21 protein-coding genes and 1 tRNA gene are annotated in these 23699 nt (G+C 61.1%); 4 read left to right on the top strand and 18 right to left on the bottom strand.

Features of this window, described 5'->3' with window-relative positions; genetic code table 11:
* Positions 1-1242, bottom strand: coding sequence for a 3,4-dihydroxy-2-butanone-4-phosphate synthase (gene ribB, locus QPW08_RS08720; RefSeq protein WP_284125361.1), 1242 nt, complete (start codon positions 1240-1242; stop codon positions 1-3).
* A gap of 49 nt (positions 1243-1291) precedes the next feature.
* On the opposite strand from ribB, the gene QPW08_RS08725 reads away from it, so the two are divergent.
* Together QPW08_RS08725 and QPW08_RS08730 are read left to right on the top strand one after the other, a co-directional pair.
* Entirely contained in the window at positions 1292-2236 is a 945-nt protein-coding gene (locus QPW08_RS08725) for a hypothetical protein (RefSeq protein WP_284125363.1), read from the top strand.
* Positions 2237-2749: 513 nt separating this feature from the next.
* Positions 2750-3367 (top strand): hypothetical protein, encoded by a 618-nt coding sequence (locus QPW08_RS08730; protein WP_284125365.1) that lies wholly within the window; start codon positions 2750-2752, stop codon positions 3365-3367.
* 307 nt (positions 3368-3674) lie between these two features.
* Here the strand turns inward: QPW08_RS08730 and QPW08_RS08735 are convergent.
* From QPW08_RS08735 to QPW08_RS08760, 6 genes are all read right to left on the bottom strand, one after another.
* Positions 3675-3750, bottom strand: a tRNA-Lys gene (locus tag QPW08_RS08735).
* A gap of 74 nt (positions 3751-3824) precedes the next feature.
* Positions 3825-4946, bottom strand: a complete 1122-nt coding sequence (gene rodA / locus QPW08_RS08740; RefSeq protein ID WP_284125367.1) for a rod shape-determining protein RodA — start codon at positions 4944-4946, stop codon at positions 3825-3827.
* Complete coding sequence (mrdA, locus tag QPW08_RS08745) at positions 4943-6982, bottom strand: penicillin-binding protein 2 (protein WP_284125369.1); 2040 nt, start codon at positions 6980-6982, stop codon at positions 4943-4945. The genes rodA and mrdA overlap by 4 nt, the downstream gene beginning before the upstream one ends.
* Positions 6982-7536: a rod shape-determining protein MreD gene (mreD, locus tag QPW08_RS08750; RefSeq protein WP_284125371.1), complete on the bottom strand. Its 555-nt coding sequence runs from the start codon at positions 7534-7536 to the stop codon at positions 6982-6984. Before mreD ends, mrdA begins: the two co-directional genes overlap by 1 nt.
* Positions 7536-8438, bottom strand: a complete 903-nt coding sequence (gene mreC / locus QPW08_RS08755) for a rod shape-determining protein MreC (protein WP_284125373.1) — start codon at positions 8436-8438, stop codon at positions 7536-7538. Before mreC ends, mreD begins: the two co-directional genes overlap by 1 nt.
* Positions 8439-8457: 19 nt before the next feature.
* Entirely contained in the window at positions 8458-9501 is a 1044-nt protein-coding gene (locus QPW08_RS08760; protein ID WP_284125375.1) for a rod shape-determining protein, read from the bottom strand.
* 187 nt (positions 9502-9688) lie between these two features.
* Here QPW08_RS08760 and mutL point away from each other — a divergent pair, with 187 nt between their 5' ends.
* Positions 9689-11509, top strand: coding sequence for a DNA mismatch repair endonuclease MutL (gene mutL / locus QPW08_RS08765; RefSeq protein ID WP_284125377.1), 1821 nt, complete (start codon positions 9689-9691; stop codon positions 11507-11509).
* Positions 11510-11566: 57 nt separating this feature from the next.
* On the opposite strand, the gene QPW08_RS08770 is transcribed toward mutL, so the two are convergent.
* The 3 genes from QPW08_RS08770 to ychF form a co-directional block, all read right to left on the bottom strand.
* Entirely contained in the window at positions 11567-12052 is a 486-nt protein-coding gene (locus tag QPW08_RS08770; protein WP_284125379.1) for an anthrone oxygenase family protein, read from the bottom strand.
* Between the two features lie 105 nt (positions 12053-12157).
* A complete protein-coding gene (locus QPW08_RS08775; protein ID WP_284125381.1) occupies positions 12158-12895 on the bottom strand; it encodes a glutaredoxin in 738 nt (245 codons plus the stop codon).
* 52 nt (positions 12896-12947) lie between these two features.
* Positions 12948-14048, bottom strand: a complete 1101-nt coding sequence (gene ychF, locus QPW08_RS08780) for a redox-regulated ATPase YchF (RefSeq protein WP_284125383.1) — start codon at positions 14046-14048, stop codon at positions 12948-12950.
* Positions 14049-14168: 120 nt separating this feature from the next.
* On the opposite strand from ychF, the gene QPW08_RS08785 reads away from it, so the two are divergent.
* Positions 14169-16535, top strand: coding sequence for a zinc-dependent metalloprotease (locus QPW08_RS08785; RefSeq protein ID WP_284125385.1), 2367 nt, complete (start codon positions 14169-14171; stop codon positions 16533-16535).
* Positions 16536-16545: 10 nt separating this feature from the next.
* On the opposite strand, the gene QPW08_RS08790 is transcribed toward QPW08_RS08785, so the two are convergent.
* The 8 genes from QPW08_RS08790 to QPW08_RS08825 form a co-directional block, all read right to left on the bottom strand.
* Positions 16546-17541 (bottom strand): SDR family oxidoreductase, encoded by a 996-nt coding sequence (locus tag QPW08_RS08790; RefSeq protein WP_284125387.1) that lies wholly within the window; start codon positions 17539-17541, stop codon positions 16546-16548.
* Entirely contained in the window at positions 17528-18046 is a 519-nt protein-coding gene (locus QPW08_RS08795) for a P-loop NTPase family protein (protein WP_284125389.1), read from the bottom strand. The genes QPW08_RS08790 and QPW08_RS08795 overlap by 14 nt, the downstream gene beginning before the upstream one ends.
* A gap of 4 nt (positions 18047-18050) precedes the next feature.
* Positions 18051-18620 (bottom strand): aminoacyl-tRNA hydrolase, encoded by a 570-nt coding sequence (gene pth / locus QPW08_RS08800; RefSeq protein WP_284125391.1) that lies wholly within the window; start codon positions 18618-18620, stop codon positions 18051-18053.
* A gap of 173 nt (positions 18621-18793) precedes the next feature.
* Positions 18794-19477: a 50S ribosomal protein L25/general stress protein Ctc gene (locus QPW08_RS08805; RefSeq protein ID WP_284125393.1), complete on the bottom strand. Its 684-nt coding sequence runs from the start codon at positions 19475-19477 to the stop codon at positions 18794-18796.
* Between the two features lie 132 nt (positions 19478-19609).
* The gene (locus tag QPW08_RS08810; RefSeq protein ID WP_284125394.1) at positions 19610-20749 is read right to left on the bottom strand and encodes a hypothetical protein; all 1140 of its coding nucleotides are present in this window, start codon (positions 20747-20749) and stop codon (positions 19610-19612) included.
* 80 nt (positions 20750-20829) lie between these two features.
* On the bottom strand, positions 20830-21696 hold the full coding sequence (locus QPW08_RS08815; RefSeq protein ID WP_284125397.1) for a hypothetical protein: 867 nt from the start codon (positions 21694-21696) through the stop codon (positions 20830-20832).
* 137 nt (positions 21697-21833) lie between these two features.
* Positions 21834-22715, bottom strand: coding sequence for a TraB/GumN family protein (locus tag QPW08_RS08820; RefSeq protein ID WP_284125399.1), 882 nt, complete (start codon positions 22713-22715; stop codon positions 21834-21836).
* Positions 22712-23632: a TraB/GumN family protein gene (locus QPW08_RS08825; protein WP_284125401.1), complete on the bottom strand. Its 921-nt coding sequence runs from the start codon at positions 23630-23632 to the stop codon at positions 22712-22714. The genes QPW08_RS08820 and QPW08_RS08825 overlap by 4 nt, the downstream gene beginning before the upstream one ends.
* Positions 23633-23699 lie beyond the last annotated feature (67 nt).

Genomic DNA, 23699 nt, shown 5'->3' on the forward strand with positions numbered 1-23699 from the left:
TTACTCCGGGATTGGGCGATGATCGACGATTTCGAGGCCATACCCTTCGATCGCGACGACATTGGGTTGCGAATTCGTCAAAAGGATCATGTCGTGCACATTCAGGTCGGCGAGGATCTGCGAGCCGATGCCCACATTGCGGACTTCGTCTTCCTCGCTGTAGCTGCCTGAGGCTCGGCGACCGGTGATGATGACGATGATCCCGGATCCGTGCTCACCGACTGCATTCATGGCCCGTTGCAGCGTCCGCTTGCGTGGCCCGGGCTGACCCAAGACGTCGTCGAAGATCGAAATCGGATGGACCCTGGTGAGAGTGGGTTGGTCTTCGACGACCTGGCCTTTCTGCAGCACGTAGTGCTCGCTCCCATCGACGGTGTTGCGATAGGTCAGCATCCGCCATTGCCCGCCGTAGTCGGATTCAAATGCGTTATCGTCGACGCGTTTGACCAAGTGATCATAGCGCAGCCGATACTCGATCAGGTCACGGATGGTGCCGATCTTGAGATTGTGCTTGCGCGCAAAGGCTACGAGATCGTCAAGCCGGGCCATGGTGCCATCCTCGTTCATGATCTCGCAGATCACGCCCGAGGGATTGAGCCCGGCAAGACGCGAGATATCGACCGCTGCTTCCGTATGGCCGGCACGTACCAGCACGCCGCCCTTTCGAGCGGCGAGGGGGAATACATGGCCCGGCATAACAATGTCGCCAGGGCCCTTGGTCGCATCGATGGCGACCGATACGGTCCGCGCCCGGTCGGCCGCAGAAATCCCTGTGGTGACGCCTTCCTTTGCCTCGATAGAGATAGTGAAGGCGGTCTGCATGCTTTCGGTGTTGTTGCGCGTCATTGGTTGCAGGTCGAGAGCATCGATGCGCGCCTTGTCGAGCGCGAGACAGATAAGACCGCGGCCATAAGTCGCCATGAAATTGATCGCATCCGGCGTAGCCATCTGCGCCGGGATGATGAGATCGCCCTCATTCTCCCGATCCTCATCATCGACGAGGATGTACATCCGCCCGTTGCGGGCTTCGTTGATGATCTCTTCAGCGCCCACAAGCACAGGCGTTTCATCGTTGGCTTCAAGGAAGCGCTCGAGCTTTCCCAAAGTGTCGGCCGTTGGGTTCCAGCCTTCGTCGGTGCAATCCCGCAAAGTGTTGGCGTGGAGCCCGGCGGCCCTTGCGAGACCAGCGCGGGTCATCAAACCTTCGCCGATGAGCGCGCGTACCTTTTCGATCGTGTCCATCCACCCGCAATATCACATCATAATGTGATGTCAAACTTCACATCACATTATGACATTACCCCCTGATCGGACCGCCTACGCCTTAACGATCGTCTGCAACCGCGACAACCTGTCCGGCCTCGCGGCGGACGTTGGCTCGCCGCTGGGCCTGCCGTTGTTGCTGCTGCAACGCGGCCCTTTGCTGCTGCGCTTCAGCCCGCCTTCGAGCCTGTTCCGCCCTTTCGGCAGCAAGGCGCTGACGCTCCTGCTGTGCCGCCATCTGCTGCTGGCGCCGAGCCTCGGCCTGCTGCCGGGCCTGCTCGCGCTGTGCCGCCAGCTGTCGCCGCTGCTCCGCGGCAGCCGCCTGCTGCTGTTGCCGTTGCTCCGCGGCAGCCGCTTGCTGTTGTTGCCGTTCGCGCTGCGCGGCCTCACGCCGAGCTTGCAGTTCGCGGGCCTGCGCCGCCCGCTGGACCCGCTGCTCCCTCGCATCGGCAACACGCCGGGCTTCCGCCTCACGCTCAGCAGCCAGACGACTACGTTCCGCACGCGCAGCTTGTTGCTGCTGTCGGCGCGCTTCTGCCTGCTGTCGCGCCTGCTCTCGCTGCGCAGCCAGTTGGCGACGCTGCTCTGCAGCCGCCAATTGTTGCTGCTGCCGTTCACGCTGGGCGGCAAGGCGCTCCTGTCGCTGGCGTTGGGTATCGAGTCTCTCTTGGCGCTGCTGCGCGACGGCCTGCTGCTGCCTTTGCCGTTGCACAGCCAGGCGCTGTTCGTTTTCCCGCTGAGCTGTCAGCCGCGCCTCGCGGTCGCGTTGGTTGGCAAGGCGCTGCTCCCTTTGGAGCCGCACTGCCTCTCGCCGTTGCTGCATCAACTGGCGCGCATCGTCTTGGCTCTGGACGCGGTTTGCACGCTCCGTCAATTGACGGGGCTGCGCCCGAGTACCATCGGTCCGCTGCTGGCGCCGCTGCAGTGTCGAGCGGCGCTCGGCACGATCACGGCGTTGGGCGCGGCGGTTTGATATCCCTGATGTTTCGGCAGCGGGGTCCGCGCGGGCAATCCTATCCTGCAGCGCTTGCCGCCGCTCTGTTACCGGACCGTTCCTACTTGCCCGTAGCTGTCGCCGCGCTTCACGGCGCTCCATAGCAACCCTCCGCGCCTGAGCGCGTCCTTGCCGGAGGACTTCGGCCCTTTGCTGCTGCTGCTGCTGCTGGAGTGCCGCTTCGCGGCGTTGTTGACGTTCGGCTATTCGACGCTCGCGTTCTCGGCGTTCGGCCTCGTAGAACTGTGGTGCCGGGCCAGTGTATGAAGCGGCCTGCCACTCGGCATAACGTTCCGTGGCGGCTTGGCGAATGTTCCGCTCGTCTTGCCAACGTTGGCGGAGCGGGCGCTCATGGCGCTGGTTCCAGGCCTGCCACGCCTGACGCCGCTCACGGGCCCTTTCGAAGGTGCGCCGGTCCGCGGCGACAGCATCGCGCCGAGCCTCCCACCGGCGTGCCGCCACACCATGCCGCCGCTCCGGCCGGCTCGCACCATGAAGTTGTTGGGCCCGCTGGAAATAGCTTCGTGCCGCACGCCGTTGGCGCATCACTGCGCGGCGGTTCATTACCCGGCCTTCGCGGTCGTAGATCGCAGCCAGGCGATCACCTCGATAGCCATAGCTGTAGTGGGGGTCACGGACGAGGAACGGCCGCGACGCTCCCGGCGCATAGTAGTAATAGCGATGCCCGCCGCGGATCGGCTCCGAGTAGCGGACATAACCTTCACCGGTTCGCCAGGCCCACGGCCGCACACCTCGGTGATCGAAGCCATAGTCAGGCGGAGCATCTCCGATGACATTGGCTACGAGCGCTGCGAGCGCGAGCCAGGCGTATTGATCGCTATCGGGGGAGTCTTCGTAATAGTCCGACTGATCCCCGTCATAGGGGACATAATCGTCATCGTACTCCTGCGGCTCGTCAGAGCCATAATAGTCGTCGTAACCGGCATAATCCCCTTCCGGGCGATCGTCGCGATCGTCAAAAGACGCCTTGGCAGGTTGGTAATCGGTGTAAGAGTTGCTGCCGTAATCCCAACTGGGAGCATAGGCATAAGGGCCCGTGTCCCGGACTTTCATTGGCAAGGCTGCAGGCAGTGGCGCAGGAGCAGCTAGATCGCCGCTATCCTCACCGTCGAGCGCCCAGTCTTCCCCCCTCGTGGCGTCTTCAATCGTGAAGTTCGCAAGATCGCTGTTCGTGGGCGGCGCTTCACCGCCGCAGGCGGCAAGGGCCATCGCCAGCACGGTGAGGCTGCCAAGGCGGAAGGTTGATCTGGAACGGCCCATCATAGCAAGTCTCCGTGGCGACCCTTGGTTGGAGTAGCTACGGAAACTAACCGGGCGTGACTGAACGGCCCTTGGTCGAGCTGTTCATCTTGAGTCATATTTTAATGAATGGATTGAGCCGTTCGCTGAAATGGTATGGTGGACGCACTAGGGCTCGAACCTAGGACCCGCTGATTAAGAGTCAGCTGCTCTACCAACTGAGCTATGCGTCCACACACCGACATGTCGGCCTGTCCCGATTCCCGGGAGGCGCGTCATCTAGCGATTCTCGTGCGCGATGCAAGCGCTATCTCGCGAGCAACCCAGTACTGCCAGAGTCCCGCCGCCAGCGGTGCACCATCAGCAATGTCCCAAGGCAGATCATGTTGGTCATCATCGAGGACCCGCCGTGGCTCATGAAGGGCAGGGGTATTCCGACGACAGGTGCCAGGCCCATCACCATCATGAGGTTGATAGCAATATAGAAGAACATCGTCGCGACCATGCCGCCAGCAAGGAGGCGGTCGAACCGGACTTGCGACTGACGGGCCACCTTGAGGCCCCAGCCCAGGATGAAGCCGAACATCGCCAACACGAACAGCCCGCCCAACAAACCCCATTCTTCTGCCATCGTCGCAAACACGAAATCGGTGTGGGGTTCAGGCAGGTAGTTGAGATGGCTTTGCGAACCTTCGTTAAACCCCTTGCCGGTCAACCCGCCCGAGCCAATGGCAATTTTCGACTGGGTGATGTGGTAGCCGGTACCGAGGGGATCACTTTCGGGGTCGAGGAAGGTCGTTACCCGCTTTTGCTGGTAATCCTTCAGCGCGAAAAAATAGGCCAACGGTACGGCAATCACACCCAGTACGCCGGCTCCGACGAACCAACGCATGGGCAATCCGGCGAGGAACATGACGACTGCTGCCCCGAACCCAATCGCCAGGGCGGTTCCCAGGTCCGGCTGCATCAACACCAGCCCCATCGGCAAGATAACCAGCCCTCCGGCCGGTATGAGCGAGCGCCATGTCCCGACCATGCCGACAGGCAGGGTATCGTAGAACCGAGCGAGCGCGAGGACGATCGCAGGCTTCATCAATTCGGAGGGCTGGATGCGGATAGGGCCGACCTCGAGCCAGCGCTGGCTACCGCCTCCCATGGCACCCATGAGTTCGACACCCAGCAGCATGACCAGGACAATGCCGTAACCGGGATAGGCCACAAACTTGACCAGATCGCGCGGAAAAACCGCCATGACCATTGCCATGACAAAGGTCACTGCAAACCGCAGCAAGTGAGACGAGGCAAAGGGCTGGAAATTTCCACCCGCCGCGGAATAGAGCACAGCGGCACCGAAGATGACCAGCAGGAACAACGGGATGAGCATGCCCCAAGGCTGGCGTGCGATGGGTGCAGGGACGACGGAATTCATTCGCGTCGTGCTCCGTCCCTGGACCCCTCGGGTTGTCCCTCTGCCGCAGTTTCACGGGCGATGGCTTCTTGTTGTGCAGCTGCCGCGCGGGCTTCTGCATCGACCCGGTCCAGCAGCTCGTCCTGCCGCTCCTTGAGAGGCACGACGGTTTCGCCAGCAGCTTCCGCGTAGGCCGCATACTTGCGTTCGAGCCGTTCCTTGGCGGTTCCGCCCCACTGTTTCTCATAGTCTCGCAATACTTCGAGACCTTTTGCCGGGTCGAACAGATAGGTCATCACGTCGCGCGCAATGGGATATGCTGCGCCAGACCCTCCTCCGTGCTCGATGACAACAGCGCCCGCATACTTCGGCTTGTCGGCGGGGGCGAAGAACACGAACAAACCGTGGTCGCGATATTTCCACGGGCCAGACCGACCGTCGGAGACGCTCAGCGACACAACTTGCGCAGTGCCGGTCTTGCCAGCCATCTTGATATCGTCGAACGGCAAGCGACCGCGCCCTGCAGTACCGGGGCCGTTCACCACATCGCTCATGGCCTGGCGGATGTAAGCGAGCTGATCCTGGTTGAAGCCTTCACTCTTGAATACTGGCTGCTTGCGATCGATCAGGAGCCGGGGCGTCACCGCCTTGCCGGTAGCAAGACGGGTTGCCATGACCGCCAGTTGGAGCGGGCTTGTGAGGTAATAGCCCTGGCCAATTGAAGCGTTGACCGTGTCGAACGGCTCCCACGCGCGATCGTATTTGCGCTGCTTCCAGGCCGGATCAGGCACAGTGCCATAGAACTGGCTCAGGACCGGCAGGTCGAACTCCTGTCCGAGACCGAATTCCTTGGCAAAAGCCGCCACCTTGTCGAAGCCGACTTGCTGGGCGAAGTGATAATAATAGCTGTCGCAGCTCTGGTAGACGCTCTTCGCCATGTCCACGACGCCGTGGTTGCTCCAGCAATTGAAGAAGCGGTTGCCGACGCGACGTCCCCCACCGCAGACGATCGTTTCGGATGGATCGACCCCGTGTTTCATGAAGGCCATGGAATGCATGGGCTTGACGGTAGAACCCGGCGGATAGAGCCCTTTGAGAACCTTGTTACGGAGTGGCACCCGGTCATCGTCGCGCAACATGGCATATTCGACGCTGCCGATGCCGGCCGAGAAGCTGTTGGGATCAAAACTGGGCATGGAAGCCATGCAAAGCAGGTCGCCGGTATCGCAGTCCATCACGACAACTGAGCCGCTCTCCAGCCCGATGCGGCGCGCTGCATAATCCTGCAACGGTCCATCGATGGTGGTGTGGAGCGGGTCGCCTTGCTTGTCCGGACGGGTCGAGAGGTCGCGTACGATACGGCCGGACGCAGTCACTTCGACACGGCGCGCGCCGGGCTCACCGCGGATCTTTTGCTCGAACTGCTTCTCAAGACCATCCTTGCCGATCTTGTAGCCCGGCGTCACGAGCAAGGGGTCGCGTTCCTGCTGGTACTCCTCGGCATTGGCCACGCCGACATACCCGATCAGGTGGCCGACGCTTGGCCCGGTGGGGTAGTAGCGTGAGAAGCCACGCTGTGGAATTACCCCGGGCAGCTCCGGTAGGCGGAGGCTCACCGCAGCAAATTCTTCATAGTCGAGCCCGCTGGCAACTTCGACCGGCTGGTAGCTGGTGCCTTTGTCGATCTGTTCGAGCAAATCGGCCTTTCGAGTTTCGTCGAAACCGAGCAGCTGCGCCAGCGTTGCCACCTCGCGCTCCGGGTTCACCAGGCGTTCGGGAATGATATCGACCCGGAAGTCGGCACGGTTCGAGGCAAGGGGGGCACCATTGCGATCGAGGATCCATCCACGGCGAGGCGGGATCAGCGTGAGATTGACCCGGTTGCTCTCGCTCTCAGTCGCGTATTTCTCATTTTCGGCAATCGCGATGTATCCCATCCGCACCGCGAGCAGCATGCCGACGCCAGCCCCGAAACTGCCAAGCACGAAGCTGCGTCGATCGAAACGGTTCTTGAGAGTTGTTGAGCTGACAGGAAGTTTCGCGGATCCAAGGGCCATCAGCCGATCACTCTCACGCGTAGCAACCGGATCCTGTCAAGCGCAGCCACAAGCCGCGCGACAATAGGGAAGGCCAGGATCGCCAACACGACCTGTGGGAGTATGGAAACAACGACGGTCACGCTGATATCTGCCCCCGAGAACATGGCACCCAGCCAAAGAAAGGCGAAGATTGCCAGTGATGCTGTGATCCAGTCCTGAACGAAATTACGCCAAGGGAAGCGGCTGTCGAGAATTTCGATCGCCAGCATTGTCAAGGAGAACAGGAGCACCGAACAGCCCATCGGCTGCCCGCTGAAAAGGTCGTTCCACAGGCCCAGGGGCAGGCCCGCCCAGACAGGCAAGACGCCGGGTCGCACCAAGCGCCAACCCAAGAGGAACAAGAATGCAAGCGGTGGAACGATCGGCATCCCGGACGTAAGGATGAAGAACGGGACGATTGCCCCCAGCATGATCGAGCCCCACGGGACCAATGCCAGCAGCAGAGGCGAATGGTCGCGATTGATCCGACTACCGTAGCGGTCTCGCCGCGATGCAGGATTAAGCCGCTCCATCAGTCTTCCGTCTCAGCCGCAAGCGCTTGCTCAATCGGCGTTTGCGAGGCGCGCACCGTTTCCGGCTGGAACACCGGTTCAACTGCTACGAAATCAGTTTCCGCCGGATCGCTTATGATGCGGGCGATTGCCCCATCGTCGTTGACTTTGGTCACAATGGCGACAGCAACGCCCGGGCGGAAGAATCCACCCGCACCGCTGGTTACGAAGATGTCTCCGGCTTCGAGCGGGTTGATCCCGAGATTGATGAGGCGGATATTGATAAGTCCGTCACCGCGACCTTCCGCGAAAGCTACAACGTCATCGGTCGCTCGCCGGACGGGTACCACGCTCTCGCTGTCGGTGAGCAGCAGGACGCGGGAGGTATTTGGTGAAACTTCCAGCACTCGCCCGATGAAGCCCTGGGGCGAGCGGACCGGCATCCCCCGTCTCACCCCATCGGTGGATCCAACACCCAGATACGCAAAACGCCTGGTGCTGGCCGCTGTCGCCCCGACAACCCTCGAAATGACGATTGCTTCGCTTTCACTGTCGTCAATATCGACCAGCGACTTGAGCCGCGCGTTTTCCTGCTTGATGGCTTCCGCTTCGGCGAGGCGGATGCGCGCAAGTTCGACTTCTTTCTTGAGAGCGTCGTTCTGGCTGCCTGCTTGCAAATATCCTGCGATGCTATCGAGCCAGCTGCGACTTTCGGATCGCACCACGGCGACCCCTTCGCCTGCGGGAGCAACGACTTCGTTGGCCGCACCCCTGACCCCGCCAAAGGCGGAAGGGTTGAAGAGAGAGATAATCAGCAGCACAGCGCCGACCAACGCCCCGATCGAAGCGAGTACGTAACCGGTAAATTGTCCGTATTGCGCCCTGCGAGAATGCCCGGAGCGCCGTTTGGAAGGCGGCGCCATGTCCTTGCCCCTCCTTCGCTTAGGCGGTCATCAACACGCCGCGGTAGATCGGATCTTCCATCGCGCGGCCGGTCCCCACGGCAACGCAGGAAAGCGGATCTTCGGCGATGCTCACCGGCAGGCCGGTTTCTTCGCGCAGATGTTCATCAAGACCGGCGATGAGCGCGCCGCCACCCGTCAGAACGATACCCTGGTCTACGATATCGGCAGCGAGTTCCGGGGCGGTATTCTCGAGCGCGATACGGACGCCTTCGACGATTGCGCCGATAGGCTCGCTCAGCGCTTCGGCAATATGCGCCTGGTTGATGGTGATTTCCTTCGGCACGCCGTTCACCAGGTCGCGCCCCTTGATGGTAATGGTCTCGCCAACGCCGTCGGCAGGCGAAACGGCAACGCCGTAATCCTTCTTGATCCGCTCGGCGGTGGATTCACCGATCAGCAGGTTGTGGTGACGACGGACGTAGGAAACGATCGCTTCGTCCATCTTGTCGCCACCGGTGCGGACCGAAGTGGTGTAGGCGAGGCCGCGCAGCGACAGCACCGCAACTTCGGTCGTGCCGCCGCCGATGTCGACGACCATGGAACCGACCGGCTCGGTCACTGGCATGTCTGCACCAATCGCAGCCGCCATCGGCTCGAGGATCAGGTACACCTGCGATGCACCAGCGTTGGACGCGGCATCACGGATTGCGCGGCGTTCGACCGAGGTCGAGCCTGAAGGGACACAAATGGTAATTTCCGGATAGCGGAAAAGGCTCTTCTTCCCATGCACCTTGCGGATGAAGTGCTTGATCATTTCTTCGGCGATTTCGATGTCGGCAATAACACCGTCGCGCAGTGGGCGGATAGCCTCGATGCTGTCGGGCGTCTTGCCCATCATCATCTTCGCATCGTCACCTACGGCCTTGACCCGCTTGATCCCGTTGATCGTCTCGATCGCGACGACGGACGGCTCGTTGAGGATGATGCCCTGGTCCTGGACATAAACGAGGGTGTTCGCGGTCCCAAGGTCGATAGCCATGTTCTGGGAGCCGAATTTCAGGAGGTTGGAAAAGAAACTCATCGCGATCGGAAATCCGTAAATTTATACGAGGGATGGCCCGCAGAGTTGCGAAAAAGGCAATCCCGGTGTGAGGGAATGCGCCCCCTTACCGAGTCGCGCGCAAAAAGGGAAAAAAATTATCCCCATTTGCCCCGGAAAATCCGCAGGTCGGCTCGAATTTCATACCGCTCGGCGCTAGGCTCGAGAAATGCCGACAATTCGCCGTCTTCCCGAAGCCCTGGTCAACCGCATTGCGGCCGGTGAAGTCGTCGAGCGTCCGTCGGCTGCGCTCAAGGAACTGGTGGAGAATTCAGTCGATGCCGGTGCCACGCGAATTGCGGTCAAACTGGTCGACGGCGGGCTGACGCGGATCGAAGTGACAGACGATGGTTGCGGGATGGATCCGACGACGATGGAGATCGCGCTGGAACGTCATGCGACATCCAAACTGCCTGACGAGCTGATCGGCGAGGAGCAAGCGATCGAGCGTGTGGCAACGCTCGGTTTTCGCGGCGAAGCGCTGCCATCGATTGCCAGTGTCTCACGCTTCACCTTGGAAAGCCGGCCACATGATGCCGCCGAAGGTTGGCGACGCGTCGTAGATCATGGGCTGCTCGTGGAGGAGGGGCCCGCCGCCCTACCTCCGGGCACTCGGGCGCGGATCGAGCAGGTCTTCGCCAAGGTGCCCGCGCGGCGCAAGTTCCTGCGCACGCCACGCAGCGAATACGCCGCTTGCCTCGATGTCATCCGCCGCTTGGCGATGGCTCGCCCCGACATTGGCTTCACGCTCGATCATGGTGAGCGGCGGACACTTTCCGTTCAGCCGGATGAGAACCTGCCTGATCGCGTGGCCCAGATCGTCGCGCGGGAACTCAAGGACAACGGCGTGCTGCTGAACATGCAGCGCGGCGAGATGACGCTCACCGGCGTGGCGGGTCTGCCGACCTACAATCGCGGCGTGGCCGATCACCAGTACCTGTTCGTGAATGGCCGCCCGGTGAAGGACCGCCTGCTGGTCGGTGCAGTGCGCGGGGCCTATTCGGACATGTTGGCGCGTGATCGGCATGCGGTGTTGGCGCTGTTCCTCGACCTGCCGAGCGAGGATGTCGACGTAAATGTCCACCCGGCCAAGACCGAGGTCCGCTTCCGCGATGCGGCGGCGGTGCGCGGCTTTATCGTCTCCGGTTTGCGCCAGGCCCTATCGACCGGAGATCGGCGCAGTGCGCAAACTCCGGATGCCGGCGCGATGACGCGCTGGCAGCAAGAACCTGTGCGGGAGGAAGTTTCTCCAGCGTTGCGCTCGATTTTCGAAGGCCGCGACTGGAGCGGGCCGTCCGCAGGTGTTCGCGAGACATCACGCGAATGGCACGCCTACGAAGGCGAAGTGATGGCCGCGCCACAGGGCAGGGCGGTCGAGGCTGAAGAGGTAGCAACAGAACCACAGGATTACCCGCTCGGCATCGCGCGTGGCCAGGTCGCCAACACCTACATCGTCGCCGAAGCCAAGGACGGGCTGGTGCTGGTCGACCAGCACGCCGCGCACGAACGGCTCGTTCTCGAACGCCTCAAGGCTGCCGGGGCGGGGGAAGCAGTTGCCCGCAGCCAGGCGTTGTTGCTGCCTGAAGTGGTCGAAATGGACGAACCCGCCTGCGACCGGCTCGAGGAGTCAGCCGACAAGCTGGATGCCATGGGACTCTCCATCGAGCGCTTCGGCCCTGGCGCGATGCTGGTGCGTTCGCTCCCGCATGCGCTGGCGGGCTCTGACCCGCACAAGCTGCTACAGGATATCGCCGACGATCTCGCCAAGCATGGCGATGCGCTGTGGCTCGAGGAGAAGCTCGACCTCGTGCTCGGCACGATGGCCTGCCACGGCTCTGTCAGGGCCGGTCGCGTCCTGCGCGTCGACGAGATGAACGCATTGCTGCGCGAGATGGAGCGGACCCCGCGCTCAGGACAGTGCAACCACGGTCGCCCGACATGGGTAAAACTGAGCATGGAAGACGTCGAGAAGCTGTTCGGGCGGCATTGAGCCTAATTGCCGCCTGTCACGGTGCGTGGCTGCTCGACAATTGTGGCGCACCTTATCCTAAAGCCGCTCCGCGATTGCTAGTACCAGCAGGATCAGGGAGCCAGTACACGCTATCGTTCGGACGTGGTTCCAGATCATCCATTTCCGTAGGTATTCCGCCCACATTTCGGCTCCTTCTTGACCGTCTGCAGGGGTCGCTTCCAACCGATTGTTGAGCGGGACATTTCCGGCGATGGTCACGACAAACATCCCCACGACGTATGCCGCACTGCCCGACAGCGTCCAAATCGCTCCTGCGGCCCCAAGATCCAAGGCGGCGATAACCACCAGCACCGCACAGGCGATCGTGCTGACAAAGAAAATCGGCAAGAATGACGACTTGACGATTATCCGGTTGATCGATTGCATCGCCAGCATCCCAGCGGGAGCTTTGATCGCATCGAGCGACCTCATGACGAAGGCAGAGAAGGTGAAAAACACGCCTGCCATCAGTCCTGCCGAAATGGCGGCAATCCAAAGCAAGATGTCACTCAGATAAGCCATGCAATGCTCCACAGTCGCGCGCGAACCCTCGTGAAGCTAGCAAACCTTCAAGGAACCGCAAATTCGGGGGCAAATCACCGGTGACCGTGATCGGCGTAGCGTTTCCTAGAGACTGGGCCTGACAATCATCCACACCGCCATCCCGATCATCGCCACGTTCTCAGTCAGCGAGACAAAGCCTAGCGGCACATTTGCGCTGCCGCCGACGCAGGCGCATTTGATGTCGCGCTGCTGTATGTAGACCGCGTAAAACACGCTGATCGCTCCGATCATTCCAATGGTGAAAGCGATGGGGATGGACAGCCACGGCAGCACGCGCCCGGCCATCAGCACGGCGGCCAATGCCTCCAGATAGGGATAGGCATAGGCATACGGCACCCAGCGCTTGCCCAGCAGGTCGTAACCGACGAACATGCTCGAGAAAGTTTCGACATCCTGCAGCTTGAGCATGGCCAGCATCGCCATGGAGAAGGCGACAAACCATTCGGCCGTGCGGATTGTCAGCGGCGTCCCGAACACAAACTGGCTTAGCGAGAGGGCGAGGGCGAGGCCGACCGCGAACACCGCCAGAACCGGGCGGTAGCTCTTGGCATTCGGATCGCGTGCCTTGCCGAAATGCTCGCGAAGGGCGTCGTAGCCACCGACACGCTCACCTCCGATGAACGTCTGCGGCGTTGTCTGGACCCCGTGCTTGTCCTTGAACGCGTCGGTTTCCTCACGTGTGGTGAGGGGATGATCCTCGACCTTGAAGCCCTGGCTTTCGAGCAGCCATTTCGACTTGATGCCATAGGGACAGACATGTTTGTCCATCACCATGCGATAGAGCTGGGCAGTCCTGGTCATGGCCGCGATATATACCCTATGGGGGTATATTCAAGGCACCGCGCGAGCGTTGTCAGACGTTGAACTTGAACAGCATCACGTCGCCGTCCTGCACCAAATATTCCTTGCCTTCCTGGCGCAGTTTTCCGGCATCGCGCGCAGCGGCTTCGCCGCCCAAGGTCACATAGTCATCGTAAGCAATGGTCTCGGCCCGAATGAACCCGCGCTCGAAGTCGGTGTGGATCTCGCCTGCCGCCTGCGGTGCCTTGGCCCCGGTGGGGAACGTCCAGGCGCGCGACTCCTTCGGGCCGGCGGTGAAGAAGGTCTGCAAACCGAGGAGCTTGTAACCCGCCTTGATCACGCGGCTGAGGCCACTTTCTTCGAGCCCGAGGGATTCGAGGTATTCCGCCCGGTCTTCAGGCTCCATCCCCACCAATTCGGATTCAATAGCGGCAGATACGACAACCGCTTCAGCACCTTCCTCCGATGCCTTGGCGAAAACCGCTTCCGACATCGCATTGCCGGTCGCAGCTTCGTCTTCGGCGACGTTGCAGACGTAAAGGACTGGCTTAGCCGTAAGCAGCTGCGCCTGGCGGAAGATACGGGCTTCTTCTTCATCCTTGGGTTCAGTCAGCCGCGCGGGTTTGCCGTCGCGCAGCAGTGCCAACGCCTGTCCCAGCACACTAGCGGTCAGCTTGGCTTCCTTGTCACCGGCGGTTGCGCGCTTCTCTGCAGCAGGGACACGCTTTTCGAGGCTTTCGAGGTCGGAGAGCATCAGTTCGGTCTCGACCACTTCGGCGTCAGCCAAAGGGTCGACCTTGTTGGCGACATGCTGGATGTCGTCGTCTTCGAAGCACCGCAAGACGTGCACGATTGCATCGACCTCGCGAATATTGCCGAGGAACTGGTTGCCCAGGCCTTCACCCTTGCTCGCACCTTTCACCAGGCCGGCGATATCGACGAAGGCCAGCTGGGTCGGGATGATCTTGGCCGACTTGGCGATGGCAGCAATCTTGTCGAGCCGCTCGTCGGGCACCGCTACTTGCCCGACATTGGGTTCGATGGTGCAGAACGGATAGTTCGCGGCCTGCGCAGCCTGCGTCTCGGTCAAGGCATTGAACAGGGTGGACTTGCCGACATTGGGCAGGCCGACGATCCCGCAACGGAAACCCATTTTTCACTCCGGATTTTTGTGTGGCGCGCCCCTTAGCCGCTCCCACCGGTGAAGGGAAGCGCCGCGCTCGACAGCGTGAGCAGCAATGCTAAGCATGGATCAACCCATCAGGAGGATTGCATGCGCCCATTGGTCTTCGCCGCCGCCCTTGCCCTGTCGACCGCTCTTAGCCCGACGATTATACATGCACAGGATGGATTGCTGCAGATCTCGGCAGAGGTCGATGACGGGACCATAAAGGTTACGCTGCCCAAACCCGGCGAGGATGGCATCGCGGCGCGGTATATCTACATCGCCCAGGTAGAAACGGGCCTCGGTTCCGCCGCAGTCGGCGTAGACCGGGGTGCCTGGCTCCAAAACGGCATGATCCGCTTCCGCCGTGTCGGCGGCAAGGTAGTGGCGGAGATGGAAAACCAGACTTTCGTCGCGCCCAATGGCAGTTCGGCCGAACAGGAGGCCGTTGCCAACAGCTTCAGCAGTGCAACGCTATGGGTCGGCGATATCGAGTCCACCGCGGAAGATGGCAGCTTCACCTTCGACTTCGCATCGTTCCTGACCAAGGACCATTTCGGCTTCGCTCGCCAACTGGGCGGAGACAGCAATCCCTACAAGCTCGACAGCGCACGCTCACTGGCCGATCCCAGCAGGGTCAAGGTCTTCCCGAAAAATGCCGAGTTCAGCGCTCTCTTGAGCTTTTCCTCGGACAAACCTTCGGCTGAATTGCGCAATGTCTCGCCGACCGGACCGGACGTCGCCATGTGGGTTCGGCATTCGCTGATTGCACTACCGACGGAGCCCTTCGCGGAGCGGACCGATCCCTATGGTTTCGTCTTTTCGAACTTCAAATACGACTATTCTGCCCCGCTGGGGCAACCCATGCTGAAGAAGCAGGCGTTGAGGCATCGGTTGGAGAAGGTCGATCCTTCCGCTGCCACGTCTCCGGTCAAGGAACCGATCGTGTTCTATATCGATCCGGCAGCACCGGTACCGGTTCGGCAAGCACTGGCTGACGGGGTTGGTTGGTGGTCGGAGGCATTCGATGCGGCCGGGCTCCCCGGTGCCTTCCGGGTCGATATCTTGCCGGAGGGCGCTGACCCGCTCGACGTGCGTTACAATGTCGTCAACTGGGTCAACCGAGCGACCCGGGGCTGGTCCTATGGTGGGATGATGGTCGATCCGCGCACCGGTGAAGTCATCAAGGGCAGCGTGATGCTCGGATCGCTGCGGGTGCGGCAGGACATACTGATCTTCCAGGCTCTCGTTGGCGCGGGCTTGACCGATACCGGCAACCCGAATGATCCCGTACCCGCTGCGCTGGCCCGGATCCGCCAGCTGGGTGCCCATGAAGTCGGGCATGCACTTGGCTTCTCGCACAATTTCGCCGGCAGCAGCCAAGGCCGCTACTCGGTGATGGATTACCCGGCCCCGCGCATCCGTCTCACGGATGGAGTGATCGACCTCACCGATGCCTATGGCACGGGTGTGGGCGAATGGGACAAGTTCGTCGTCCGCTATCTTTACGGAACCAACAGTGACGCGGAAGCCAAGGCAATGGTTGCAGGGGCCAGGGCACAGGGCCTGCGTTTCGTCAGCGATGGCGATGCGCGCGGAACCGGCACGGCCAATCCGCAAGGCGCGCTGTGGGACGATTTCGGCGATCCTGTGGCGGAGCTCGGGCGGGTCCTGCAAGTGCGACAGGCCGCGCTGCAGCGGTTCAATATCGATGCTGTCCCTGACGGGCAGGACCTCGCCAGCCTGCGCCGTGCATTCGTGCCGATCTGGCTGCTGCACCGCTATCAGGTGGAAGCAACTGCCAAGGCCATTGGCGGGGTCGTTGCGCCGGTGGCATTGGCAGGGGAAGATGCAAGGGTCGAAACAGTCGCGCCGGAAGTGCAACAGGCGGCGATCCAGCATCTGCTGGCAGCGCTGGCTAATGATAGCCTGACTGTCCCGCAGCGCCTGCAACCGCTGTTGTCGTTCGGCCCCGGCAGGGATGGAGATTACCAGACCGCCATCGAAGTGATGCCGACGGCCGGAGGGCCGGTATTTGACAGCCTGCGCGCAACGGAAATCGCGACTGTTATGGTGCTCGACAGCCTGCTTGACCCGCAGCGGCTCAACCGGCTGGACCTGCAGCACTCAGTCGATCCGCGCATTCCCTCCGTTCTGGAACTCGTCGGCAAGCTGATCGGGCATGGCGATGCGACAGCTACTACAAGCGGTGCTGTCGGGCGGCGAAGCGCCACCACGATCGCGCTTCATCTCGCGCGGACCGCCCAAGATGCCCGGCTATCCCCTGCGCTGGCCGTACAGATTGACGACACCCTCAGGAAGTGGGGCGAATCACTGTCACGCGCGCGATCGAGCGGTGAAGAGGGCAGCTGGCGGCGAGGGCTGGGGGCCCTGCTGCTTGATCGCGAGGCCCTCACTGAAGCACTGAAGAACAAGGACCTGCTACCGGATATCCCTCCGGGCATGCCGATCTGACGAGATGCACTCAGCGTTGGTGGACGCCCTTGATGAGCGGTCCGACACCGCTTTCGCCCAGCCATCCGACCTGCGTTGCGGCAGTCACTTCGTTGATCCGCACTTGCGGAATGCGGCCGCCGCTCACCGGTAAACGCAGCGGACGGGTGCCGGGGATCATCGCAATCGTTCTGGCAATCGCGCGCGGGACATCCATGGGATCGGCACTCCTGCCCGAGCCGTCTTCCATCCCCATACGAGCGACCTGCTGCGGGTAGCCAGAAGTGTGCAGATCCGATGCGCGCTCGCGAAGAGCCTTTGTATAGATATTGCGATTGACCCAGACCTTGGTCGGATAGCCGCCGGGTTCGATGATGGTGACATCGATATTGTGCGGGACCATTTCGTAAGCGAGCTGCTCACTCATTGCTTCGAGCGCGAACTTGGTGGCGGAATAGTGCCCAGAGTAAGGTACGATAACGCGGCCAAGCTGCGAGCTGATCTGGAAAATCTGCCCGCCGCCCTTCTTGCGCATGCCCGGAAGGATCGCCCGCGCCATGCGATGGCAGCCAAAGACATTGGTGTCGAAGATCAGTTTCGTCGCTTCCATGTCCTGCACTTCGACAGGCGAAGTGATCCCGATCCCAGCGTTGTTGATCAGGACATCGATCGGGCCGCCATTGATACTTTCCGCGCGCAGGACACCGGCTTCGACCTGCTTGTCGGACAGGACATCGATTTCGATGATGTGAATGTCGAGCCCTTCGGCCTGAGCCAGCGTAGCGAGTTCATCGGCTTCAGGGCGGGGCAGGTTGCGCATGGTGGCAAATACACGCGCGCCGAGCCGGGCATAGTGCTCTGCGCCGAGCCTGCCGAATCCAGAAGAACAACCTGTGATCAGGATCGACTTGCCCGAGAGGTCGGGATCCGCCTTGATGACATCCGGCTGCGCAAGCGCGCCGGTAGCTGTCAGAGCAGCGGTGGCAGCGGCGCTTGCAAGCAAGGTGCGGCGATCAATTGCAGGCATGTTTTCTCTCCAACTTCACGAGCCAGTCCTCCATTGCGCGTGGACTCGTGAAACGGTGAACCTTCCCTTCCGATCCCGCAAGCAGTGCTTCGGTCCTCGGACGCGCGTGGCGGTTCCAGTTTGCGATGTAGAGGAAGAACGCGAAATCGAAGCGTTCCGGGCATCCTTCGGTCATGTCTGGCCGGGTTCGCCCGCGAAACCTCCAGACGCGCTTCGCCGCTCGCCAAAGGCAAAGCGACACGGGGTAATCCAGGTAGATGACAGCATCCGATCGTACAATTCGCTGCTGCATCGTGCTGCCGTAGTTGCCATCGATTATCCAGCGATCTTCGGCAAGGATGGGAGCGAGAAGCTCATGCAGCTCTTCCTTGCTGCCCTCTACCCAACCTGCCTTCCAGTGCAAGCGGTCGAGGTGGTGAAGGGGCAACGCGAGTACCGCCGCGATACGGCGCGATGCGGTGCTCTTACCGGCACCGCAGGGACCGATGACAAGCACGCGCTCCATTCCATCAGTCCTGCATCCTGAGCGCCATTTCGCTCATGAAACGGGCATCGTCGCCTTTCGCCAGCCATTCGGCTTCGGCACCAATCGCTCCGAGCATCTGGACAAGATCGTCCTGTTCGCTCTTGGCGTAGTTGCCCAGAACGTGGCCGTGGACCCGTTCCTTATGGCCAGGGTGGCCGATCCCGATGCGCACGCGACGAAAATCGGGACCCAGGTGCTTGTCGATCGAGCGCAAGCCATTGTGGCCCGCGGTCCCACCGCCGCGCTTCACCTTGACCTTGAACGGTGCGAGGTCGAGCTCGTCATGGAATACTGTCAGCGCGTCGAGATCTAGCTTGTAGAACCGCAACGCTTCGCCGACGCTCCGACCACTCTCGTTCATGAAGGTCCCGGGCTTGAGCAACAGTATCTTTTCCGTGCCGATCCGCCCTTCCTGAACCCAGCCCTGGAATTTCTTCGTTACCGGGCCGAAGCTGTGCATTTCGGCGATCACATCACACGCCATGAAGCCGACATTGTGTCGGTGCATCGCGTATCCCGGTCCGGGATTTCCAAGTCCTGCCCAAATCTGCATTTTTTGCCTTTAGCACGCTACGCGTGCCCCTCAAGCGCCGGGCGCCCGCAGCGATTGGGCCGTCAGGCCCCTTGAGCGAGGAGGACGCACGCCGGATGGCGTGCGCAAAACAAAAGTGCCGGACTTCGTATGAAGCCCGGCACCTTGGTGATCTGTGTCGAATGGGGAAGAGTTTACTCTTCGCCGCCCTCTTCGCCTTCGTCGTCGCCCTTCTGTTCGGTGGCTTCGACTTCATCGGCTGCGACTTCTTCTTCGCCTTCTTCACCGGCTGCGCCTTCGGCCTTCTTCAGCGCCGACGGAGCGACCAGCGTCGCGATGGTGTAGTCGCGATCGGTAATCGCGCTCTCGCTGCCTTCGGGCAGGGTGACTTCGCTGATGTGGATCGAATCGCCCACTTCCTTGCCGGTGACGTCGATCTCTATTTCACTCGGGATCTTGTCGGCAGCACAGATAAGGTCGAGGTCGTGACGGATCACGTTGAGCACGCCGCCCTTCTTGAGGCCGGGGCTCTTCTCTTCGTTGACGAACACGACCGGGATCTGGACTTCAACCTTGGCGTCCTTGGACAGGCGCAGGAAGTCGACATGTTCCGGACGGTCGGTCACAGGGTGCAAAGCGACATCTTTCGGCAGCGTACGCACGGTCTTGCCGCCGACTTCGATATTCACGATCGAGTTCATGAAGTGGCCGGTGCCGAGCTGCTTGACCAGCTCCTTGGCTTCGACGTGAATCATCGTGGGTTCTTCTTTTCCGCCATAGATCACAGCGGGTACACGGCCATCGCGACGCAATGCACGGGAGGCTCCCTTGCCAGCCCGTTCGCGCGCTTCGGCCGGCAGGGTCAGAGCGTCGCTCATGTCACTTACCTTTCGAATTGCTTGCTTGGTTCAATCCGGATCCGCCACGCCTCCAGGGATGACCATGGCGTCCGAAGGGCGCGCGCATAGTGGCATTGCCCAACCGATGCAAGGAATTCCTTGGCTGCCAGCCTAGTACGCGCTGTCGCTGCGATGCCACTTCTTGAAGTTCGACATCCGCGCTTCCAGCTGCGGCGGGATGTGCAGCACGTCGGGCTGGTCCTGGTTGATGTAGACCAGCACATTGGGCGTCCATTTGGCAGTGCCATAGACTTCACCGGGTTCACGGTCGGGACGCGCAGCCTCGAAAACCTCGCCTTTCTCGGCATGCCACGCCCACGTTCCTTGGCCCTGACCGCCAAAACGCAGGCCCCGGATCACTTGCATTCCGGCACTGTAACCTTCCTGCTCCATCCGTTCGGTAGCCGAGACGACTGAGGCGGAGACGGTATCTCCTACTAGCCGGAAAGCGATCACACCGCCGGCATCGCTGGTCCAGTTGCCCAACAACCAATCCCAGCGGGTGCAAATGGGTTCCGTCGTTCCCATCGGGCAGGGATCGTCACTGATCGGTTCACCCTGCGCTTGGTCATCGTCAAAGCTGATGGGTTTCTTGGTCTTCTCTTCCTTCTCCTCCTTCTTGGGCGGTTCCTTTTTCTCAGGAGGACAGGGATCGGTCGCAGCCTGCATCTTGGGTAATGCAGCTTCCATTTCCTTGATGATCTTCTGAAGATGCCCGGTGCTGGGCGCAGCAAGACCATCCGAGCGCGGATCGATCCTGATTTTGCTCGCATTGGGCCCCAGCGAGAGCGCTGTACTCAACTCGCGTTTGCGCTGGCGCAGCAGGCGGACGAAACGGTTGAAACGCAAGCGCGCCAATGCCTTGCGCCGTGCCTCAGGGGTCGCACAATCGGCAAGTCCGGAGTGAAAGCTGGAGGCAATAATTGCACCGTCGCAAGCCTGTTCAACGGACCGCCACAGCCCGCCAAAGAAATCCAAAGTGATTTCCTTGTCCGCAATCAGGGCGGGGTGGTCCTTGAGCGGCGCGTAGGTATTGACGCGATATGCGTCATCCTCGACGAGGTAGTACAGGTCCGAAAAGCCTTCGCGCGAGCGCATGAAGCCGAGATAATTGCAGGAGTTGATAACCTGCTGGGCTTCCTTGCGGTAGCTCCCCGTATTGTACTCCTCGAAGAAGAAGTTGGAGTTCTTCGGGCGAGGCGGAAGTGGGTCGATATCGCTGATCTGTGATCCCGCCGTGGTTTGGGCCACTGCCGCTGGCAAAAGGCAGGCCAGGAGAAGCGCCAGGCTTGCGCCAACCATGCGTGCCAGGATGAGCTGCACGCCCAGCATCACCGCACCCATTGCTTGAAGTTGGAAATCCGGCCTTCAAGCGCGCTCGGCAAATAGAGGACGCCGGGGCGCACTTTCTCAATATACACGATGGCCCCTGGCGACCAGCGCGCTGTCCCCCGAACCTGGTCGGGCTTGCGGTCGGGCTTCTTCGCTTCGTAGTGCGCCCCGCCTTCGGCATGCCAAGCCCAGGTTCCCTGGTTTCGCCCGCCGAACTTGAGGTCGCTGATCAGCGGAGTGCCGGCCGTGTACCCTTCTTCTGCCATCTGCTTGTTCGGAGTCACGACAAAGGCTGCGACGGTCTTGCCATCAAGCCGGAATTCGATGACTCCGCCATATTCGCGATTGGTCCAGCGACCCAGCAGCCATTCCCACTGGATGCAGAGTGGATCCACGGTGTCCTTTGGGCACCGTTCGATGATGGAGCCAACTTCACGGACAGCTTCTGCTTGCGGTCCTTCTCCTTCACGCAAGCCCTCGATAAAGGTATCGAGGTCACGCGAATGGCTGGGATCGGTCAGCTCGTAGGCGCGCACAGCCACCTGGTAATCTTCCTGAACATTCTTTCGAACAGTGTCGCCGACATCGGGATTCGACGCCACGCTGGTAACTCGCTTGCGATGCCATTCGATCAACCGTTGCAAGCGAGATCGATGGCGGTCGAGCAACTCCTGGCGCGCTTGCAAGTCGGGATATGCGGCGTCGTCTCGATTGCGATAGGCAGCGATATAATCGGCCAGTATCCGCCCCGCCGAAGTGGCATCGAATACTTCCTCTGACTGGTCGGCCTTTGCCGGCCCGGTACGGTGATCGGTTTGAGCTTGTGCGGGTCCAGCGAGGACGTTGAGCGCAATAACAGCTGCCAAGAACAGCGACTTTCCTGCAAGCACGGGTCGAGCCTCCGCAACACCAGACACGCTGCTGCCTTCCAGCAGCGCGTGCAACCTTCGACCCGCGGTGAAAATGGTAGCAGAACCCGGCAAATGGGCCAAATTGCCGCAAATCAAGGTGTGCGGCGTATGCTATATCCCTTGCTGCGCAACAGTGAGACCAGCCCCCCCGGACCGACAAGATGCGCTGCTCCGACGGCAACCAGAGGCCGTTCAGGGACGGCCAGCATAGCCTCGATCTGCTTGCTCCAGTTGAGGTTGCGACTGACCAGGAGGGCTTGCCGCAGCTCCGGATCGGCGAGCATGCCGTCCTCAAGCTCATCGACGAGCGCGGCCTCGTCGCCGGCAAGCCAGAGTTCGGCCGGACGCATGGCGGCGGCTGGATCCTGCGCTTGTGCCACAACGGCGGCAAGCAAGGCTCGCTGGTCTTCCTCCGCCAGGGCGTCGAAGATGGCGAATTGCCGTTTTGCCCCTTCCAGTTCAGCGATACGGCGCCCGGCAAATTGCTTAAGCAACGCCATATCGACACCGTTTGCATTGTCGGATTGCGTCGGAACCGCTTGGGCAATGATGAGCGCAGCAGCCCATGTCTCAATCTCGCGATAGTCTTCAGGAGAATAGGGCGTCTTGCGCGCCAGGTCCTCCAGCGCCGAGCGCTTGCCAACAGGAACTCGTTGATGGAGGAGTGGATGTCCGCTCGAACGGGCCGCTTCCGAAAATGCCTTCGACAATGCCTGGCTGTCATCGAGGTCGGCGACTTCGACAACGAGGAAATCGGCCCGATCGATAATGTCGGCGACAGCGCCGGTTTGCCAATCGACTCCGTCGGGCAGAGCGTGGATGGTCCCGTAGAGCCACCCCTCGACCTGTCCTTCCGAATTGGCGATTTCCCACAGCAGGGGATTCTCCGCCGTGGTCGGCGGTGAATCTACTTCACTGCATGCGCCCAGCAGCAAAGCCGCCAGGCAGGCGATGGCAAACCGGCCTCCGATCATTGCACCCGCGTGACTGTGATACCGCGCTGGGCCAGCAAATCCTGCACGCTCCGCTCCCCGGCAAGATGGCCTGCGCCCACCGCGACGAAGACAGTACCCGGCTGGTCAAGGCGCTCATCGATCCAGACCGCCCAATTGGCATTGCGGCTGTAAAGCACCGCTTCAGCCAATTCAGGCGTTTCCGCCATGCCTTCATTCATGATGGCACCCAGTCCATCAGGATCGCCTTCGACCCATTCCGCTACCATAGCATCGACCATGGTTTTGACCTCGTCGACGCCATCGACGATCTGTTCCAGGTAGGCAATCTGGGCCTCTATCGGCGCACCGTCGAAGATCGACATCTGGAACTCGATTGTTTCCAGCGCTCCACGCTCCAGGCGGCTGTCAGCAGTCGCCTCCAGCACCTTTTCGACGCCCTGGTCGATCTGGTAGCCATGCTTGATAAGCGGCAACAGGGACAGGTTCAGCGTCGCAAACCACGGCTCATAAGGGTCGAACGCGGCAGGTGGCATTCCCAGAGACAGCATGGCGGCCTCATACTTCAACCTTTGCTCTTCAGACAGCAGGCTACGCAAGGTCGTCCCCGCAGGAAGCATGCCCAGTTCAGCCACCAGTTGCTGGGTTCTGACAGTCGTTTCGGGAGACATGAGAATCTCCGTGACCAACATGTCGGAGCTGTCGAGCGCGGTATCGATTTCGGGTGTCATCCACTTAACACCGTCGGGCAATACATGGACCGTGCCGAACAGGTAGATGGTGGTATCTTCATCAGCCACTTTCCACAGCGCGGGGCCCGTAGGCGCGGGAGCGACCATCTCCGACGCATCGATCGGGACCTGGGCCATAGCTGCTGGGGAAATCAGCAAGGCCAATGCGGCAACTGCGGCGGTGAGGGATGATTTGAGCGGATTCATGTGGGGGTCTTTCCTGATTTGGGGGGCATTGAGGGAAAGTGAACAAGATGACCAAGGAGACACCCGT

Origin of the sequence: Parerythrobacter aestuarii (genome assembly GCF_030140925.1) — a bacterium.
Lineage (GTDB): Bacteria > Pseudomonadota > Alphaproteobacteria > Sphingomonadales > Sphingomonadaceae > Parerythrobacter > Parerythrobacter aestuarii.